This is a genomic window from Agrobacterium sp. ICMP 6402 (genome assembly GCF_009498615.1).
GTDB classification, from domain to species: Bacteria; Pseudomonadota; Alphaproteobacteria; order Rhizobiales; family Rhizobiaceae; genus Agrobacterium; species Agrobacterium burrii.
On sequence record NZ_QSNV01000001.1, the window covers coordinates 1,321,757 to 1,338,265 of the forward strand.

The 16,509-nt window shown below is 55.7% G+C and carries 31 protein-coding genes and 3 tRNA genes; 10 read left to right on the forward strand and 24 right to left on the reverse strand.

Annotation, left to right across the window (positions count from 1 at the left end; translation table 11 throughout):
* Positions 1-206 precede the first annotated feature (206 nt).
* Together DXT96_RS06570 and DXT96_RS06575 are read right to left on the reverse strand one after the other, a co-directional pair.
* The gene (locus tag DXT96_RS06570; protein ID WP_153513897.1) at positions 207-461 is read right to left on the reverse strand and encodes a hypothetical protein; all 255 of its coding nucleotides are present in this window, start codon (positions 459-461) and stop codon (positions 207-209) included.
* 26 nt (positions 462-487) lie between these two features.
* Positions 488-691 (reverse strand): hypothetical protein, encoded by a 204-nt coding sequence (locus DXT96_RS06575; RefSeq protein WP_153513898.1) that lies wholly within the window; start codon positions 689-691, stop codon positions 488-490.
* A 76-nt stretch (positions 692-767) separates the two neighbouring features.
* On the opposite strand from DXT96_RS06575, the gene DXT96_RS06580 reads away from it, so the two are divergent.
* A complete protein-coding gene (locus DXT96_RS06580) occupies positions 768-1,151 on the forward strand; it encodes a hypothetical protein (RefSeq protein WP_153513899.1) in 384 nt (127 codons plus the stop codon).
* Between the two features lie 20 nt (positions 1,152-1,171).
* On the opposite strand, the gene DXT96_RS06585 is transcribed toward DXT96_RS06580, so the two are convergent.
* The 21 genes from DXT96_RS06585 to DXT96_RS06685 all read right to left on the reverse strand — a co-directional run bounded on the left by DXT96_RS06585 (position 1,172) and on the right by DXT96_RS06685 (position 11,285).
* On the reverse strand, positions 1,172-1,447 hold the full coding sequence (locus tag DXT96_RS06585) for a hypothetical protein (protein ID WP_153513900.1): 276 nt from the start codon (positions 1,445-1,447) through the stop codon (positions 1,172-1,174).
* A 17-nt stretch (positions 1,448-1,464) separates the two neighbouring features.
* Positions 1,465-1,656, reverse strand: coding sequence for a hypothetical protein (locus tag DXT96_RS06590; RefSeq protein ID WP_153513901.1), 192 nt, complete (start codon positions 1,654-1,656; stop codon positions 1,465-1,467).
* A 209-nt stretch (positions 1,657-1,865) separates the two neighbouring features.
* Positions 1,866-1,942 (reverse strand) — tRNA-Thr (locus tag DXT96_RS06595).
* A gap of 219 nt (positions 1,943-2,161) precedes the next feature.
* Positions 2,162-2,239: transfer RNA gene (locus tag DXT96_RS06600), tRNA-Met, on the reverse strand.
* A 77-nt stretch (positions 2,240-2,316) separates the two neighbouring features.
* Entirely contained in the window at positions 2,317-2,943 is a 627-nt protein-coding gene (locus tag DXT96_RS06605) for a hypothetical protein (RefSeq protein WP_153513902.1), read from the reverse strand.
* Entirely contained in the window at positions 2,940-3,398 is a 459-nt protein-coding gene (locus DXT96_RS06610; RefSeq protein ID WP_153513903.1) for a hypothetical protein, read from the reverse strand. The genes DXT96_RS06605 and DXT96_RS06610 overlap by 4 nt, the downstream gene beginning before the upstream one ends.
* Entirely contained in the window at positions 3,395-3,883 is a 489-nt protein-coding gene (locus DXT96_RS06615) for a helix-turn-helix domain-containing protein (RefSeq protein WP_153513904.1), read from the reverse strand. Before DXT96_RS06615 ends, DXT96_RS06610 begins: the two co-directional genes overlap by 4 nt.
* Positions 3,880-4,137, reverse strand: coding sequence for a hypothetical protein (locus DXT96_RS06620; protein WP_153513905.1), 258 nt, complete (start codon positions 4,135-4,137; stop codon positions 3,880-3,882). Before DXT96_RS06620 ends, DXT96_RS06615 begins: the two co-directional genes overlap by 4 nt.
* On the reverse strand, positions 4,134-4,478 hold the full coding sequence (locus tag DXT96_RS06625; protein ID WP_153513906.1) for a hypothetical protein: 345 nt from the start codon (positions 4,476-4,478) through the stop codon (positions 4,134-4,136). The genes DXT96_RS06620 and DXT96_RS06625 overlap by 4 nt, the downstream gene beginning before the upstream one ends.
* Positions 4,475-5,128, reverse strand: a complete 654-nt coding sequence (locus DXT96_RS06630) for a hypothetical protein (RefSeq protein WP_371418800.1) — start codon at positions 5,126-5,128, stop codon at positions 4,475-4,477. Before DXT96_RS06630 ends, DXT96_RS06625 begins: the two co-directional genes overlap by 4 nt.
* Positions 5,129-5,210: 82 nt before the next feature.
* Positions 5,211-6,683, reverse strand: a complete 1,473-nt coding sequence (locus DXT96_RS06635; protein WP_153513907.1) for a DnaB-like helicase C-terminal domain-containing protein — start codon at positions 6,681-6,683, stop codon at positions 5,211-5,213.
* Positions 6,680-7,339: a methyltransferase gene (locus tag DXT96_RS06640; RefSeq protein WP_153513908.1), complete on the reverse strand. Its 660-nt coding sequence runs from the start codon at positions 7,337-7,339 to the stop codon at positions 6,680-6,682. Before DXT96_RS06640 ends, DXT96_RS06635 begins: the two co-directional genes overlap by 4 nt.
* On the reverse strand, positions 7,336-7,965 hold the full coding sequence (locus DXT96_RS06645) for a hypothetical protein (RefSeq protein ID WP_153513909.1): 630 nt from the start codon (positions 7,963-7,965) through the stop codon (positions 7,336-7,338). Before DXT96_RS06645 ends, DXT96_RS06640 begins: the two co-directional genes overlap by 4 nt.
* The gene (locus tag DXT96_RS27050; RefSeq protein ID WP_153513910.1) at positions 7,962-8,153 is read right to left on the reverse strand and encodes a hypothetical protein; all 192 of its coding nucleotides are present in this window, start codon (positions 8,151-8,153) and stop codon (positions 7,962-7,964) included. Before DXT96_RS27050 ends, DXT96_RS06645 begins: the two co-directional genes overlap by 4 nt.
* A 212-nt stretch (positions 8,154-8,365) precedes the next feature.
* A complete protein-coding gene (locus DXT96_RS06655) occupies positions 8,366-8,935 on the reverse strand; it encodes a GapR family DNA-binding domain-containing protein (protein ID WP_153513911.1) in 570 nt (189 codons plus the stop codon).
* Positions 8,932-9,282 carry a hypothetical protein gene (locus tag DXT96_RS06660; RefSeq protein ID WP_153513912.1) on the reverse strand — a complete coding sequence of 117 codons (351 nt, stop codon included), beginning with the start codon at positions 9,280-9,282 and terminating at the stop codon, positions 8,932-8,934. The genes DXT96_RS06655 and DXT96_RS06660 overlap by 4 nt, the downstream gene beginning before the upstream one ends.
* A 450-nt stretch (positions 9,283-9,732) precedes the next feature.
* On the reverse strand, positions 9,733-9,909 hold the full coding sequence (locus DXT96_RS06665) for a hypothetical protein (RefSeq protein ID WP_153513913.1): 177 nt from the start codon (positions 9,907-9,909) through the stop codon (positions 9,733-9,735).
* Between the two features lie 166 nt (positions 9,910-10,075).
* Positions 10,076-10,426, reverse strand: coding sequence for a hypothetical protein (locus DXT96_RS06670; protein WP_153513914.1), 351 nt, complete (start codon positions 10,424-10,426; stop codon positions 10,076-10,078).
* On the reverse strand, positions 10,427-10,774 hold the full coding sequence (locus DXT96_RS06675; protein WP_153513915.1) for a hypothetical protein: 348 nt from the start codon (positions 10,772-10,774) through the stop codon (positions 10,427-10,429). It lies immediately after the preceding gene.
* On the reverse strand, positions 10,771-11,082 hold the full coding sequence (locus DXT96_RS06680; RefSeq protein WP_153513916.1) for a hypothetical protein: 312 nt from the start codon (positions 11,080-11,082) through the stop codon (positions 10,771-10,773). Before DXT96_RS06680 ends, DXT96_RS06675 begins: the two co-directional genes overlap by 4 nt.
* Positions 11,079-11,285 carry a helix-turn-helix transcriptional regulator gene (locus DXT96_RS06685; protein ID WP_153513917.1) on the reverse strand — a complete coding sequence of 69 codons (207 nt, stop codon included), beginning with the start codon at positions 11,283-11,285 and terminating at the stop codon, positions 11,079-11,081. Before DXT96_RS06685 ends, DXT96_RS06680 begins: the two co-directional genes overlap by 4 nt.
* Positions 11,286-11,371: 86 nt before the next feature.
* On the opposite strand from DXT96_RS06685, the gene DXT96_RS06690 reads away from it, so the two are divergent.
* From DXT96_RS06690 to DXT96_RS06700, 3 genes are all read left to right on the forward strand, one after another.
* Entirely contained in the window at positions 11,372-11,995 is a 624-nt protein-coding gene (locus DXT96_RS06690) for an XRE family transcriptional regulator (RefSeq protein WP_194287567.1), read from the forward strand.
* Positions 11,992-12,186 (forward strand): hypothetical protein, encoded by a 195-nt coding sequence (locus tag DXT96_RS06695; RefSeq protein ID WP_153513919.1) that lies wholly within the window; start codon positions 11,992-11,994, stop codon positions 12,184-12,186. Before DXT96_RS06690 ends, DXT96_RS06695 begins: the two co-directional genes overlap by 4 nt.
* 92 nt (positions 12,187-12,278) lie before the next feature.
* Positions 12,279-13,499, forward strand: a complete 1,221-nt coding sequence (locus DXT96_RS06700) for an AAA family ATPase (protein ID WP_153513920.1) — start codon at positions 12,279-12,281, stop codon at positions 13,497-13,499.
* 192 nt (positions 13,500-13,691) lie between these two features.
* On the opposite strand, the gene DXT96_RS06705 is transcribed toward DXT96_RS06700, so the two are convergent.
* Complete coding sequence (locus DXT96_RS06705; RefSeq protein WP_210251583.1) at positions 13,692-14,003, reverse strand: helix-turn-helix domain-containing protein; 312 nt, start codon at positions 14,001-14,003, stop codon at positions 13,692-13,694.
* A 166-nt stretch (positions 14,004-14,169) separates the two neighbouring features.
* On the opposite strand from DXT96_RS06705, the gene DXT96_RS06710 reads away from it, so the two are divergent.
* The 6 genes from DXT96_RS06710 to DXT96_RS06735 all read left to right on the forward strand — a co-directional run bounded on the left by DXT96_RS06710 (position 14,170) and on the right by DXT96_RS06735 (position 16,493).
* On the forward strand, positions 14,170-14,370 hold the full coding sequence (locus DXT96_RS06710; protein ID WP_153513922.1) for a hypothetical protein: 201 nt from the start codon (positions 14,170-14,172) through the stop codon (positions 14,368-14,370).
* Positions 14,371-14,405: 35 nt separating this feature from the next.
* A complete protein-coding gene (locus DXT96_RS06715) occupies positions 14,406-14,675 on the forward strand; it encodes a hypothetical protein (protein ID WP_153513923.1) in 270 nt (89 codons plus the stop codon).
* A gap of 5 nt (positions 14,676-14,680) precedes the next feature.
* Positions 14,681-15,529, forward strand: a complete 849-nt coding sequence (locus DXT96_RS06720) for a hypothetical protein (protein WP_153513924.1) — start codon at positions 14,681-14,683, stop codon at positions 15,527-15,529.
* Between the two features lie 8 nt (positions 15,530-15,537).
* Positions 15,538-15,626: transfer RNA gene (locus DXT96_RS06725), tRNA-Thr, on the forward strand.
* Between the two features lie 40 nt (positions 15,627-15,666).
* Positions 15,667-15,942 carry a hypothetical protein gene (locus tag DXT96_RS06730; protein WP_153513925.1) on the forward strand — a complete coding sequence of 92 codons (276 nt, stop codon included), beginning with the start codon at positions 15,667-15,669 and terminating at the stop codon, positions 15,940-15,942.
* An 11-nt stretch (positions 15,943-15,953) separates the two neighbouring features.
* Complete coding sequence (locus DXT96_RS06735; protein ID WP_153513926.1) at positions 15,954-16,493, forward strand: HNH endonuclease; 540 nt, start codon at positions 15,954-15,956, stop codon at positions 16,491-16,493.
* The last annotated feature ends 16 nt before the right edge of the window (positions 16,494-16,509 follow it).

Below are 16,509 nucleotides of genomic sequence, written 5' to 3' on the forward strand. Positions count from 1 at the left end.
GGTTGATTTCTCATGGTTTTTAGGATCGGCCTTTGTTGTTTTAGAAAACCGTTCCCTCATAGAAAGTACCCAGCCGCTAATCGGGATACTTTCTGAAATTATGTTCTACCGACACTGGCTATTCGACAGATATTCGGCGGTCCCGCACTGTGCGAAGGGCGATGCGCAGCCGGCCAAGGACAGCAGCAAAACGATGGCGATCACCCTCATCTCACGCACCCCCGCTGGATAATCAGATACCCTGCAGTCTTCCGCTTTCCGCTCGGATCGACCACCTGCCACAGAATGACGACTGGCGCGCGGTCAACGATGCATGGGCGGTTCGGGCGGAAGGCAACGACTGGCGTTTCCACCGGACGATCCAGCCTTGGCAGATATGCGACCTGCTTTGCGTCAGACGGGCGCCACAGCGCGAAGAGTACCACAGCGGCCAGTAGACCAAGATTGATGATCCAGCGCATCTGCGGCCTCCTGTGGGCGAATACGGTCAATGTCTGGATACGACCACAAAGCCGTTTGTCATCGCGACTTGGTAGAGCGTCATTTCGCTACCGATCGCGAGAGGTTCGCCCTCGTCGTCAAACAGTGCCGTCCTGATATCGCCGTTGTCGTTTATCTTGCCGATATATGCCGCGTTGGTTGGCTCAAGGAACCGGGTGCAGGCTTGCTCACGGGCGTCTTCGGCTTTCATGGCTATTGCACCCTAACCAGCCGCCGTGCATTCTTGAGTAATGGCATGGGTAACCTTGGGGGATGGGATGATCTGGATGCAAGCTGCTCAGCTAGCCGCAACGCTTCTGGTGGGCGGTAGCGCTGCGACAATTGCATGGCGGCAGTGGCGGACAGCAAAAGACAAAGTGAAGCTTGATTTGTTCGACCGCCGCTTTGCCGTCTTTATGGACGTAAGGAAGCTGGTTAGCGAAGCCGGGCAGCAACGCAATTTCTCCGATCGTGCTTTGCCGAATGAAGTGATCGCTAGAGGCCGATTCCTTTTTGGCAAAGATGTACAGGACCAACTAATGGAACTGCATTCTATGTGCACGTTAGTGGATATGGATGACCCACACGTTAGGTCTAAAATCGATCCTTGGTTTCAGTCGTTCATCAAGACTTTACAGCCTTACATGAGCCTCGGCGGCCTCAAGTCCTGACCGCTCTTGCTCGGTGGTGGTCATGGGGTGGCGCCGAGGTAACGGATGATGTTCACGATCTCGTCGCCGTGGGTAATGACCGCCATACCAGGAGGGACCAGATCATTCGCAACCACCTTGACTCCGCAAAACGCAGCATCAACGATGTCCTTCGGCTCATGGGGCTTGAGATCGACCGAAGCCGAGAGCGCCGCAGTGAACTTGTCGAGCGAATCCACCCTGATTGTTACGTCTTTCGGACGCTCAAACATGATGCCGTTGATTTCGCGAAGCATGTCAGAGAATGGGAACTGCATCTTTATCTCCGTCAAGCCTACGAATAGGCACAATCGGCGCAGCTTATGGCGCGCTTGTCGCCAACGAACTGGCATCCGCAATCGAGGCACTTGCAGACGTAACCGCCCGGCGCCCACTTTTTATGACGCGGCCTGCTATCTTGCGGCTTGATCGACTTCACAAACTCAAGCGCTTCATTCAGTCCGCGCTCAATCTTGGCGGCGCTCATCGCTCTCTCCATGTGGGCGGGTGAATTGAGTGGTGACCAAACCATCGACCGGCCAGCCCAAAACCCTTATTTTACAGCGCCGCCCGGGTGGTGACGTGAGCATTTCCGGCCAGCAGTTATTCGGGATTTCCTAATAGCTGAGTTATCCGGAAATTCCGGACATCTGAAACGATTGCAGCCCCACCTTGTTACGGGCGGGGCTGGTGAACTGGTGCCGACACGAGGAATCGAACCCCGGACCCGCTGCTTACAAGGCAGCCGCTCTACCAATCTGAGCTATGGCGGCGAATATTCGAGGCTGGGGCTTCCCCACTCCACGCCGTAGACCGGTTAGTTAACCCGTTCCGCGCCTCGCTATCAGGCTTCTGGCCTCCTGTTGGAGCGCCTTACCTGCCGGTTTCAGGTGTCGCCATCCAAGCCGTTCAACCGGAAACGGGCCTTGGTCGCGGCCGGGGAGTGTACCGGCGCTCTGGGAACTCGTGCGAATCTTGCACATGTTCAAATTTGGTTGCGGTGGCAGGATTTGAACCTGCGGCCTTCAGGTTATGAGCCTGACGAGCTACCGGGCTGCTCTACACCGACATGAATTGGCGGGACCGCTGAGCGCATCAATCTCAGCCTGTGCGGTGCGAACCCTCACGGTATCGCCGGTCCAAATGGTTATGCCGCCTCGCGCTTCCGTGCATCCCGCTCCCGCCGTCTGGCGTTTTGGGCGTCGGACCAGCTAAAGTCCCGAAGGTCAGCGTCGAAGTCCAGAGAAGGCTTTGCGTCGTCTGCACGCCAAACTCCGATGTTGGACTTTTTATCCCCGATTTCAGGGTGATTTGGCAAGTGCGCTTCATCGTCAAAATCGTTATGCTGCAATGGCTTGCGGGAGAAAGCTAAGAAAATGCATTTAACCGCCGCGTTTTTCCGGTAGTCTCCCGACTGTCTCGATATGCCTTCGACGGTCCGACACCACTTGGCGAACGCCTGCCCGCCCGCTTCCGACTTGGCCCAAGCCCACAGCGCGCGGCGCTTCTTCTCGCACGGCACCAGCTTGATGACCTCCATAGCAGCTTCCCACAGGCCCATTTCGTTGGTCGTGTTTCGAAGGTTCTCAGGATTGAGCCACTTCCACCGCCATTCTTCGTTCTTGGTCTTCTCGTCCCAGCCGTTGATGTCTGCGATGTCGTGAACGTAGCCGTAATTGGCTGCCTTCAGCTTTGCCGGACGCGCGGTATCCGGCAGCTTACGATCGATCTCGGCGGCGCGGATGAAAAGCTCTATGATCTGTCCTTCGTTCATGCCGATCTCCTGTCATCCAAAAGGTCCGGTTGCTTTGCCATCGCGCCGAACGTCCGCTTCATTCTCTCGTATAGCATGCCGACTAACGCATGTCGTTTGGATACCACCCCGTCGAGGTCCAAAGCCCAGAACTGTAGCCAGCCCAGCGGGAGAGTATCGAAGAACGAGAACCAGGCGGTGACGTTGGTGGTGACGAGTTCGGGGAAGTTCTTTTCGGCCGCCCGGATCATGTCGGAAACCACCCATAGAGACGTCTCGTCAATGAAGCCCTTGTTGTTGGCGGTCTCTGCCAGCGTCATGACCACAAAGCGCGCGTGGTCGTCTCCATGGCGGTTTATGATGCGCTCCAGCGTGACAATTGCCCGTGTCTGCCCGACGGCCGGCATTACATGCGCCGGCACAACTGCAATGCCATGCTCTGCAAATATTGCTTCGGCTGCCGGGTGGCTGGTCATTCCGCCCTCGCCTTTCCGCTGTGAAGCGCCTGCCAGTTCTCCATCTCGGCTTCGAATGTGCCGTTGTCGATCATGGCTTGGATTTTGTTGACCGCGTGCAGCGCCGTGGTGTGATCTCTGCCGCCCATCCAGTGGCCCACCTGCGGGAATGACAGGTTAGGCCGTTCCGTCTTGATGGCGTGGAATATGATCTGCCGCGGGAAGACTATGCGCCTAGCGCGCGCTATCTCCACCGATCCACCGGCATATGGGCAGTATTCTCCAACCCATGCAATGCAGAGGGATTTGAAGGTGGTGAAATGCAGCGGGATGATTTGACCTTCTGGCGCGACCTGAACCAATCGTGGCTTTGGCATCTCTATAGCCTTCGGCGCTGGCGCAACGGATTTCAACCGCATTGCTTTCCGCACTCTATCCGCCTCTCTGGCCTTTGCAGCTTCGTGCCATGCTCTTTGCGATGGGGTTAGGGTGACGTGGTGGTTCATTTCACCACCTCCAGCTTCCGCTTCGACGGTGGCCTGCGTGGACCATGGCCGCTTCCCAATTGGTGGCTGTCGTGCTTGTGGCCTACCGGATCGGTGCCAAGCTGCTGCTGCACCTTCTCCACGCCTGTCTCGACTTCCATCTGGTAGACGCGGTCATTTGGCGTGTGGTCGCAAACCACGAAGAATTCCACTGGCTCGTCGCTGTAGACCGTGAAGAGGCCTTGGGCGTCCATGTTGATGACAATGCGGTTCATGCCGGAATCCTTTCAACGCTGGTCTCTTTGCCCTTGCTGGGCTTCCTCTCGACAATGGTCCGCTTCTGGCTGCCCTTGGCTTTGACGGTGGACTGTAGACCGGGGAACGCTGCGTCTGCTGCCGATCTGGCGGCGAACACCAGAGCGCCGTCGCGTCTCATCACCCGCTGCTCGACCGAGTACAGGACACGCCATGCAGCGACCTCGGCTGCAAGCTCCGTCGAGAACTTGGCGATCTGCCCGCGGTTCTTCACGATGCGGAACGAAGCCGCCCACACGGGCCGGTAATGGGCCTCGTATTCATTGCCGGTCGGGACGGCTTTTGCTGCGGATTCGTTCATTCTGCTGCCTCCAATGTGTCGGCTTTGCGCACGCTGCGTGCGATCGATATTAAAAGGTCTCGGAATGGCTCTGGCGTACCGATGCGCGGGGAACTATCTGTCCCACCTCCGCGGGCGCCTACTTCGCCAAGCCGTTTGGCGCGCTGAAGTCCCATGCGCTCGACTACGGCCGGATCCAGATTGGCCTCGGCATAGCCCCATTCCAGTGACGGCAGATCATCAGTGCCGTGGACATAGAGAAGCGTTGGCTTGCGGGCATAGTGGCCATACCGGCCCTGCTCTACGCAGCACGTCCATCCGCCTTCATAGTCGGCCATGATCCATCCGCCAGCGCGATCGGGAGTATTGAGCCCGAAGTGTGGCCATGCGAGAGAACCCCATGGATGCTCGATGACGCCGCCATATGTTTGTACCGCGCAAAGAGCAGCTTCAAAGCATCCACCGTCGTCGCCAAGCTTCTTGCGCTCGCCCGTCTTCTTCACTGTCAGGGGCTGGCCAAACCACATCTTTCCCCAGCGCTGGCAGGGAGGATGCGCCACAACAGACCACGGGCCGGCATATCGCCTCGCATCTCGTTCTTCATCCCAAGGGTCAACGCCAGGCAGACCATAGTAGGAACCGTTTTTCTGGACATAGAGGGCAGCTATCACACCAGCCTCCTGCTATTCTGCGCTCTGGCATATTCCTGCCCAAAGCTGGTGCTTGAGCCGTTCCATTGGATGGGGTGGGTCATCAAATCAGCTCCCCTTGATTGCGCTTCGGCTTGGCCGAGATGTACCGGGTGAACTCGGCCTCGAAGTGCACGATTTCCTGAATTGTCGGGTCACCGAAGCGAACTTTGATGGAGGCCAGTTCAGCCACGCCCTCTACGTCAGAGCCGAAGACGGTGTTGATCGTCTTCCAGTCGCTCGGGTTGGCCGCGACTTTCTCGCGCTCCTTTTTGTATTTCTCCGGTCGATAGAGCGTCATCACGGCGTCGTAGTCGGCGCGCGCTCCCTCCCCGCCGTACAAGTCGGCGGCGATCGGACGTGGATTGTCGCGCTTGGCGCCGAGGCCGTTGCGCTGGTTGAGGATGAGGACAGCGGACTGTGTCTCGTAAGCCAGCGCCTTCAACTCAACGGTCACTTCGCCGGAAATTCGATCAGGTGATAGCTTCGGGTCTCGCGGCTTCACCTTGCCGATGTGGTCGATGACGATGAATGGCGTCTTGCCGTTCATGTATCGCTTCACGAACCGGCGGGCATAGGCGACGAGCTTTTCAACTCCCTCGCGCTGACAGCGGATGATCTCCAGCGGCCGGCGGTTGATATCCGTGGCGAACATGACGCAAGTGTCGCGCTCCTCTTCGGACATCAGGCGGGTTGGCTCGCGCTGCTTCTTCATCGATATCCCATGAGCCTGGGCAATCATCTGGCCGATGCACTGGTCGGCAGACTGGTCGTAGGAGAGAAACAGGACCGGGTGGCCGCAGTCGACGGCGTGATAGATCAACTGCATCGTCAGCGACGACTTGCCCTCACCGGACGAAGAGAGCAGGCCATAAAGGTTCCCAGCTTCGAAAGCGGGCTCGGAAAGAACGTTCTGGATTTCCTGTAGCGCTATAGGGACGCCGACCACGCCGTCCCGGCGCGCAGAGGCCTCAAATTTGGCCAGATACGACGATCCGGGGGCTGCGCTGGCCTTGAGTGCGGAAAGACGTTGGCGGCGCTCCTTGAGGCGCTTTTCAAGCTGTTCGATCTCTTCGTCCAGCGTTAGGAGCGTGTGGCCTTCCTTGGCAATCTCTGCGGCGATATCGGCTTCATGTGCCAGCAGTCGGGAAAGAGACGCGCCCTTGATGATGTGGATGGACGATTCCAGCCGTCCCATGGTGGAGACATCAAAACCGAAGCTCATCAGGCCGGTGTTGTATTCCGCCGTGATTATGTCGATAGGGAACCCGTTATCATCCTTCCGTTCGGACCTAATGACCTTTGGGATATGCGGCTTGATGGAAATGGCGTTGACGGGCTGACCGGTGCTGGCCAGTTCCTGCGCTTCCCGGAACAGCATCTGGTGGTAGTCTTCCGCGAAGTCTTCCGGCTCGATACCGCTCTCAGCGATTAAGGCATTGTTGGCGAACATGCAGGCGAGAAAAACCTGCTCGGCGTCGAATGCATCTTGCTCGGTAATGCGGTCAAATTGTTTGCGATCTACGGGGCCGCTCATGCTGCCACCTCGTTATAGGCTGCATAGTCATCAGCGCGCTCAAGCTTCTTTCGGCATGGCGGAATCCACATCAGCTTTGTCCCGGTCTCTCCGTGCTCCCAGACAAGCCAGCAGTAAGAGGTTGCCGTTGATCCTGTTTCGGTGAGGCGGCCTTTGACCATGGGAACCCGCTCACAGAACTGCGCAACGACAGTCGGCGGCGTCTTGCTGAATAGGTTGGTGTATCTTCCGACCCCTTCTAGGAAGGACGTCCTGACGATCATGGCGACACCGGTGGTCGCGACCGCCAAAGCTCGCTCAATGAACTGTTCCGCGAGCCGAAATGGCGGATTGGAAATGATCCAGTTTGGCTTGGAAACTGCCCACTTCATGACATGCGGCTCGAACGGCATCAGGAAGTCGTGCTGAAACGCGCCTTCTAGACCGTAGTCGTGGATGTCAGACGCCCATACAGCATTGAAAAAATCACCTAGCGGATCGACCATATGGCCGCGATTACATGCCGGTTCCCATACCGTCATCACCTTCAAAGCGCTTGGCGACAACACATATTGGCATAGCGCCCGTGTCGCCCAAGGCTGGGTTGGAAAGTCGTCAAGGCTGTCATGGGGTTCGCTCCGCTGCTGCATCACGGCTGACGAGGTGTTCTGGCTCATGCTGCCACCCCACGATCATTGCGGCGTTGGCGAAGGTCTATCCACGGCTGCTGGTAGCGCTTCGCATGAAACTTGATCTCGTTATGCTCCCAGCACATCGACAACAACGCGGCTTCGGCTGCATCATCAGCATGGGCCTTGAGGCGAGGTAGCAGGACTCCCAGCTTTTCGCACCGTTCAATGGCTGGCGTTTTCCAGTCGTTCTTGAGTTTGTATTTGCCGCCTTCCTTGACGGTTTTCTGCGGCGGCTTATATCCCTGTCCGAAAATGGCCTTGCGCCAAGTCCCAGCGGGCAGAGTGGCATATGGAACGCCCCAGTTCGCCGCCACCGAGACTATCGCCACGGACGCTATCCATGGGTAAAGCATGCCGTCAGCGTTGGTGTTGCCGATACGGGCCATAGCCTGCTCCTCCAAAACAACGAAGTCTGGCTTGCCGTGCGTCACGAACAGATTTTGAACCTGCTGGGATATTTGATCACCAGTGAAATAGTGATCAGACTTCGGCGGCATCTCCAGGACGCCGCAAACTACGTGAGAGCAATTGTCATCACGGCGCCTTTTCTCTGGAGAGAAAATCGCCCAGCCCGTGCACTTGCTCGGGTCAAATCCCCAAACACTCGTCATTGAACCACCTCCGCTGGGATAATCCGGTAAATTCCGCGCTGTGGTGGACGATTGCGGTCAATGAAGTAACCGTACTTGTCGAGCTTGCTTCGAACCTTTGTGACGAGCGCAGCGGTATATTTAATCCCTCTTTCGGAGACGCCAACCTGTTCACCATGAAGTGCTATTGAGAGATCCAGCTTGATCATGCCGTTCGGTCCGGCCTCCATTAGGAGGTCGAAAACCTTTTGCTCCGCTGGTGAAAGGCACTGTCTCACCTTGTCTGGCTCTGGGAGTTCGCCAAGGCTACCACCGCAGCATGGGCAAGTTACCGAAATCATGTCGTCCTCACTGAAAAAGAATGACGCATTCGCGCGTCAGGTGGGCGGCCCGCTTGGGAGGAATGGACGCCTTGGGGAAATCAGTCTTGATTGGTTCGATCGGGGAAAGGATTGCCGCCGGGTGGTGCGGGCGTCTCTTTAGAGGCCGCCTGATCTGCTGCAGCTCGGCGCGCCTGCTTTTCTTCCATCACGCGCTGCCAGTCTGCTGCGTAAGCGCTTTGACCGCGCTGATATGCGGCCAGCCACAGCTTGTCCTCATCGGAGCCGGCAGTGTGGCGAGATACCCGTTCAAACCCGTTCAGGCCGCACTCGTAGCCATCTGCGTCGATCATCTGTTCGCGGGAGGCACGGTCTTGGAACAGGTCTTTGCCGTTGTTGTCGGGGATGAGACCCAGGCGGATACGGTTCCGCTTCATCATGTTGAACTTGTCGACATGCTTCTTCTGATCGTCTGAAGTCATGACGTCGACGTAGTCAGCTATTTCCTTCTTATCGAAGCCATCACTCTTGGCGTCGGCCATCTGGTCTTTAAGGTCGGCATTGAGCGCCTTAATCTGGTCCTTGATTGACCTCACCTTGCGCGTGTGAATAGCCCATAGAATGCCAGCATCTTTTTCAGACAAGTCACCAATGTTGTGCCCTACTGTCACCGCCTCATCCTTTCCTTCGCCAGCCGAATCTTTTCCACCAGCGCTTGAGTTTCATTTTCCAGACTGAGAAGATCGTCATTATCCTCGTACCGATCTCGATCCTGTTTGATTTCCTCCTGCAAAGCCCGGATCTCGGCCTCGCAATATTCAAGGTACGCACGGCGTATCTGGGTGAAGGCGTCGATCGTGACCGACTTTGCCCGCCCTGCCCGCAGGTGCATGATTTGCCAGAAAGAGAGATTGTGACGCCTTGCGAGACGACGGACCGCGTTTTCGACGTCGCCGTTACCGGCCGTCTCCCGCTCCACCATCTTCCTCACATACTCGGACGCAATAGCCGTACTCATGGCCTGATTTCCCTGTTTTCCCTGATTATTAGAACCTGTCGGTTGAACGCCGTACTCTGACATCGTGAATGCGATCCTTGCTGGTTTCGGTAAGGTGAACTCATCGAAACCCGGGGCGCATTCGAAAGGAGCTACCGCCCCGCGTAAGCCACTCGGCCATGAGGCCAAGGGGTAGTTTTCAAAGGATATGCAGATGCGAGATTTCGAGCGGCGCAGCGTTCGGTGGTGAGAGATTTGAGCGCAGCCGCTTCCGAAATTCCAAGAAATTGAGCGATCTCCGCAGTGTCGCAACCACGGCGGAAGAGATCGTAAGCTGTTGGTTGAGTTGCCGCCGCCATCACTTCCGCCCCACGAAAGCCAGGTGCGCCAGTACGGCCGACACGATGAATGCCGAGAAGAATACCGATGCCCATACGAGGAGTTGCCGTTCGTCGGCAGAGAAGGACGAGATCATGCGGTCCACTCCCCTGTGACAACAACCTCGACCTGATGAGTGATGATGACGATAAGCCCGAGGGAAATGACACATGCGTCGAGGATCGAAAGCGTCGGCAATACCCGCCATCCGGTGGTGATAAACCCAATGATTGCCATTCCAGCCATCAGTCTTCGAACCAGTTTCATCATTGCTTCCCCTCACGAATTTCGACTGGCGTTACAGTCCCGCAGTCGTCGCAGAACTTCTCGATCTGGTTTTCAATGGAAAGTGGACGGTGGCACTCGCGGCAGCCGACGTAGTGCGGTCGGAACTTTGCGCGGCGCGTCTGTGTGGCGGCTTCGATACGGGCGGAGGTCATGCCGCCTCGCTTTCAGCGCGAGCTATGGCGCGGTCAAAGAGAGCGAGAACGTCGGCGTGGGTGTGGGTGTCATTGAACCCGATTATTGCCGATTCACTGATTCCAACGTCAGTACGATCTACAGCTTCATCGATGGCGAGAACCGAAATGATGTCGAGAGGCAAAGACTGGTTAAGCTTGATCCGTCCAACTCGGTGAATTGCACCAACAGCGCAAAAACACGTCGCCTCACTCGAACTAGGCATAGTCTGGTTGCCGTCTTCGTCTTCCGCATAATCGCCCTGCGTCCAGTTCTCCTCATCAGCGATGAGGGCGCGGGCTTCCTTGAGGATTTGAACGGTATCCATTCAGGCACCTCCCCCGACGTCTTCGAGGTAGAATTGAGTTGCCGGGATTTCACCGGCGCCAGCATGGGTCACGCTACCGTCTTCCGTTCCCGGGACTGCCTTACGGGCGTTTTCCGCTTCCTCACGTCCAGTCTCAAAAGAGCCTTCCGTGGAGCGTTCCATCTCGAATGGATGTTCGGGCCACAGCATGAACGCGACCGGCTCGTTCTTATGGCTCAGCATGCACCAGTGCGCCGGTTCGTTCTTCGGCTCGCACCAGTAAGAACGGAGCGTCGTCTTGTTCGGCATCGCCAGAATGACGTGGCTGCCGTCTGTCGGCGCCTGAGTGATATCGAAGTTCCAGATCATGCCGCCACCTCCGCAGCCGCAATCGCGCGCCGCATGCACTTGAGGACGGCCTTATGACCGTGCCCGTCGTTAAACTCGAAAATGGATTGATTGCCGCACTGAGCGCGGAGAATGCGGATCGCCGCGCCGTAATCGTCTGCAGAGCATTTCACCCGCTGGATAGCGCCGACCATGCAGAAACGCCTCGCGTTATCATTGGTCGGATTCACTTCGTTCCCATGACGGTCGAAGGCGATACCCTCAGCCGCCCACTTCTCTGGGGCGGCAATGAACGAGAGTGCTTCGGTCAAAACAGCGTGGGCGCTCATGCTGCTGGCTCCACACCGAGAACGAAATCGTTTGGCTCGACAAGACCGCCGGTGAGATCGGCGATCTTCCTCATCTGGTCGGGGCGCGGAACGCGCTCTCCGTACATCCACTTGCGGACGCCGGATTCTGATACGCCGCCCATCAGTTCACCGAACTGCACAGGGCTGATCTTTTGGTCGGTCAAGTACTGGGTGAGTTTCATAATGCAAAGTTACCCATATTGGGGAACATTTGCAACCCCAAAATGGGGCGCGACAAAAAATAGTCACTTCTGCGATGTTACCCATCATGGGAAACAAGCTTAAATCGCTGCGCGAAGAGCGCGGCTGGACACACGAAAAAGCAGCAGAAGAAATGGGCGTCTCACGCAGCCAGTTCATCAAACTGGAACGTGGAGAGCGTCGATTGACGATCCAATACATCAACCAGGCAGCTAGAGCTTTCGGGATTCGTCCTTCTGATATCCTCGAAGACATGGACGACAATACCGTCCCGTTGATGGGCTACATTGGTGCTGGCGCTGAAATCATGCCAGAGATGGAACAAGTCCCACCTGAGGGGCTGGACCAGATCCACGTTCCATTCCCATTGCCGGACGAAATGATCGCTCTAGAGGTCCGCGGCGATTCGATGCTGCCGGTCTACAAGGACGGTCATGTTATCATCGTCTATGCCGAGCAGAAAAAACCCATGTCGTCGTTCTACGGCGAGGATGCAGCTGTCCGCACAACTGATGGCCGGCGATTCCTCAAAACGATTGTGAAGGGATCGCCCATCACGCTCATGTCATTCAACGCCGCGCCCATCGAGAATGTTGGCCTTGAGTGGGTAGGTGAAATCTTCGCCGTGCTGCCACGCAATCAGCTTCGCAAAGTTCAGAAAGTTGGGGGCATCCAAGGGAGCCTGATATGAAAACTCCGCAGCCTCCCCGCGAACGAGCCGCCCGCGCCCTATGCCGCTTCAACGACGTTCCAGAGAACATCGCCTTCGAACAGCGTCCGATGTGGGAGAGCTTCTTGCCGGAGGTGGATGCAGTGCTTGAGGCGGCGCTGGGCGCCGAAGAACTTGAGCGGATGAAACGGGACGAGGAGACGAAGCAGTAGCACGGCGAGCGGGGCGCAAAACACAAGGGCGGCGCGCACGGCGCGCAGATACAAATGCAAACAGTGCGCGCGGCGCGCGCGGCAGGGGAAACATGCATCGAGATCAAATTTTTATTGCCGGTGGGCAGCCAACTGTAACTTACGTCGATCGTCAGGAACTACATGTGGAAAGAAGTTTGGCTAGGGCGATTTCTACACCTAACCAAATCGTTTCTCTCGCAGGCCCAACCAAGACGGGCAAGACCGTCCTATGCAAAAAAATGCTTGGTGAACGTGAATACATCTGGATCGATGGTGGCCAAGTTAAGGATGCTCAATCGCTTTGGAATAAAATCGCCTCAGAACTGAATATACCAGAGGAGCGGTCAGCCGAGACGGGGACCGAACACACTGTGGAAGGCGAAGTCAATGCTGTCGTCGTTACAGCTACCGGTTCAAGGCTTTCCAGTAATACTACCGGGCAAACACACAGAGTGGACGGAATGTCTGAATCACTTCAGGCGATGCAAAAGCGAAACATTATTCTCGTGATTGACGATTTTCATTACATCGATTCCGATGCGAGAACAGAGATTGTGAGAAACCTGAAAGGCTCGATATTCAACGGCTTAAAGGTTCTTCTGCTATCGGTTGCTCATAGGGTTTTTGACGCAATATCGGCTGAATCGGAATTAACAGGCCGGTTTATATCCGTGACTTTGCCAGAATGGAAAAATGATGAACTTGAAAAAATTGCTAGGTTGGGTTTTTCTGAACTGAAGGTCGATTGCCCCGAGGCGATAATAAAAACCATTGTAGAGGAGAGCCAATCGTCTCCCTTCTTGATGCAGAAATTCTGCTGGGAAATTTGTTTTGACAATGACGTGGAGAAGCCGCTGCTGCTTCGACATCATCACATCCCAGAATCCTATGACCTCAAGGAAATGTTCACCCGCATAGCCAAAGACGCCGGCCTACCAATTTATCAAAAGCTCGTCACTGGCCCGCAAGCGCGAAAAGAGCGACTGAAGAGGCCACTAAAGCAGGGTGGAGAAGCTGACATTTACGAAGCTACTCTTCTCGCAATTGCCGAAACTGGTCCTACTCCCACTATCTCATATGAAGATTTGCGGTCAAAACTGACTTCACTGCTAACCGAGATGATGCCTCAAAAACATGAGATTACCTCGGCGCTAAAACATTTGGCATCTATCTCATTAAAAGGTGGGCTATCGTCAGCAATTGATTGGGACGAAGATAGCCGAGAAATCAGCGTCGCAGACCCATATCTTAGATTCTATCTGCGCTGGCAGGTGCGAAATATTGCTGTCTAATCCTCATTGACACCCGCTCCGGCGGGTTTCTTTTTGCTCTGGAATTGGAAGAGATTCCCTTTATCTCCCGTTTCTACTAATTACCCTCAGAGCAAGAACCTTATAAACAAATAACCCTTTAGAAATTCAGCTTTATAGATTGGACCCGCAGATTTGCGACCCAATTGACCCGCAGATTTGCGACCCAAGGCATTATTCGAACGGCAGACGAATGAAGTAGCTGTTCGATTTTCGATGCTCCCTGACCACTATCAGGACGCCCTCACCTTCCAGTTCCGCGACCGCTCGCAAAACCTTGTCTTCGGACATGGAGAGCCGCTTGGCTATTTCCTTCATGCCATACCAGCAACATTGATCCTGGCCGTTCATGCGCTTGGCCAGCCAGTAGCCGACGCGGAATGCGCGATCCGATAGCGCGTCCATCGTGCAGATGAAATCGAGCCACTTTCGCCGCTTGTCATAGAAGGCTGCGGCCGCTTGGCCGTCGTCGTTTTTCAGGTTCATGCCGATACACATAACGCTGCCCCATTTTGGGGTCAACAAAATATTCCCCATTTTGGGGTTGCGTTATTCCCCACTTTGGGTAATATCTCCTCACAAGCCCACCGAATGAAGCTCCCACGGGACGACGAAACGGAAGGGCGGGAACAACCCGGATGAGGATGAGACGATGGCGAACTGGCAGGTAATGGCACAAGCACACGGATGGCAGGAAGTCGCGCATGACCCGGAGTCAACTGACGGCGTTCCGTGCCTTCATCACGAAGAACTCAACCGCATCTGGCCTCTCGGCGATTGGGAAGGCGCATGCCGCGACATTGGTCTCGATGAAGAAGACCTCGCAGAGTTCTCTGAATTGTCCGCCGCCTGATCTCCAACACGATCTCAACCACTGAGGATGAGCAAATGCCAATGGTAACGCGCTTCAACGTCGAAATGCATACCCGCAGCGGTAAGGCCATCTACCTTTGCCAGTTCGGTGACGGGATGGAGTGGACGTCGAACGGCGATGACGCTTTCGAATACGACGACGCCGAAGAAGCCGATGCAGACGCACAGCGTTACGGCGGCGAGGTGCTTGAGTTCCAGCGCCATGCACGTCGGGGCGAGATTGTTCTTCCTTCGCAGTGGGCCGAGCAGATCGTTCGCGGCGCTAATTTGCAGGCTGCGGAGTGATGACGATGAGCAAAACAGCGACACTTTACGACAAGACCGGCGCGGCATTCAAACTCGACCATGAGCACAATGGGACGCTTTACGTCCGTCCGCTGGTGAAGGTCATCATGCAGACGAACTATGGCGACGATTTCCACGAGGAAGAGGATTTCGAGCCTGCTGACTACATCGTGGCAAAGGCCGAAGACGAACTTTTCTATGCGCCGCCAGTCGAAGCAGTTGACGCAGACCTAGCGGCTAAGCGGTCCGAACTCGACGCTTTGAAGGCGGAAAGCAAGAAGGTGATATCCGACCTGCAGTCCAAGCGGTTTGCCGCTGAGCGTGAGTTGTCGGCTTCCAAGGCTCAGCTTGATCGCTGGATGGAAACCCATCGCGTGATGATGGACCTTGGCAAGCTTCTGGATGGCCAGGTTCTCTATCCGCTGTCTGTCAGCAAGAACGGCTACCACCATGCTCGTGAAATTCCGCGCATACCTGAGATGCGCCAAGCTGCATATCTCGCGATCACTTCAGGCGATTTCGAGCGCGGGCAGAAGTGGGTTTGCAAGCAGTACGCCGACGACAGCTATCGCACGCCGTTCATGTTCTTCGAGACTGATGAAGAGCGCGCCGCTGTGATCCTTTCGGAGTTCGAGGCTACCTGTGCTCAATTCCGAGTGAAGCCCGATTTTGGCATGGAAAGCTACGGCACAACGCTGAGCTACGGTCTTCTGCTCAAGTGGGTTCAGACGCACCCGGCTCTAAGCATCCCCGACGACATCAAGGAAATGAAGGCTGCTCACGATGCGGCACTTGTCGAGCAGCGCAAAGCCTCGCTGGCGGCAGAACTCGCCGCAATGTCAGTCGCCGAATAACGAATACACGGGTTTAGCTCACTAGCGAGAGCGCTCCGTTTGTAACGGAGAGGGGCAGTCCGACGGGACTTCAGGTGCAATTCCGGCAACCCGGCCACTTACCGCCCCGCCAAGGGCTTCAGACAAGGGATAGGGAAATGACAAATCAGAAATTCAGCGTTGGCGACAAAGTCGAGTGGGTTAGCTCGGGCGTCAAAAAGATCGGTGAAATCATCGCCGTCGTGCCGGCAGGTAAAACGCCAGCTGAGATTGGATATCCCAAAGCTGGAGGCGGCGGCGAAGCTCGAGACCACGAAACCTATGTGGCCAGAGGCGTCAAGCAGGACAGCAAAGGCGCGCTTTGGCTCCAAAGCCCTTTACTGGCCTTTCGTCAGTCTTCTGACCCCCACCAAGTAACCACAGCACAGCGGTAGGGAATACAAGCATGAGAAAAGAATTACTACCCCCAGAACAGCTGCGTCAAATGCTTAGCTATGAGCCGGAAACCGGAAAGCTATTCTGGTTACCGCGAACTAGGGGCATGTTCAAGAAGGAACGGTTCTGGCTTTCATGGAATACTAGATTTGCGGGCAAAGAAGCTTTGTACGCCGATAATGGGGGTGGGTACAGGGGCGGGTCTACTCTTAATAGAAAAATACTTGCTCATAGAGCCGCTTGGTGTGTGCATCATGGATATTGGCCTGATCAAGTAGATCACATCAACCTCAACAAAAAAGACAATAGACTTGTTAATCTTAGAGAGGCCAACCGATCTCAGAACCTATTTAACACCCCAGCCCAATCCAATAATACTTCAGGAGTCAAAGGGGTTTGCTGGCACAAACCAGCAGGGAAATGGCTGGCGCAGATAGGGTTCATGAGAAGAAAAACTTATCTCGGGCTTTTCGACAATCTGGAAGACGCTTCAGCGGCATACGAAAAAGCGTCGAAACGCTTGCACGGCGAGTTTGGCCGGACCTCCTAACCAACCCACCGGCTTT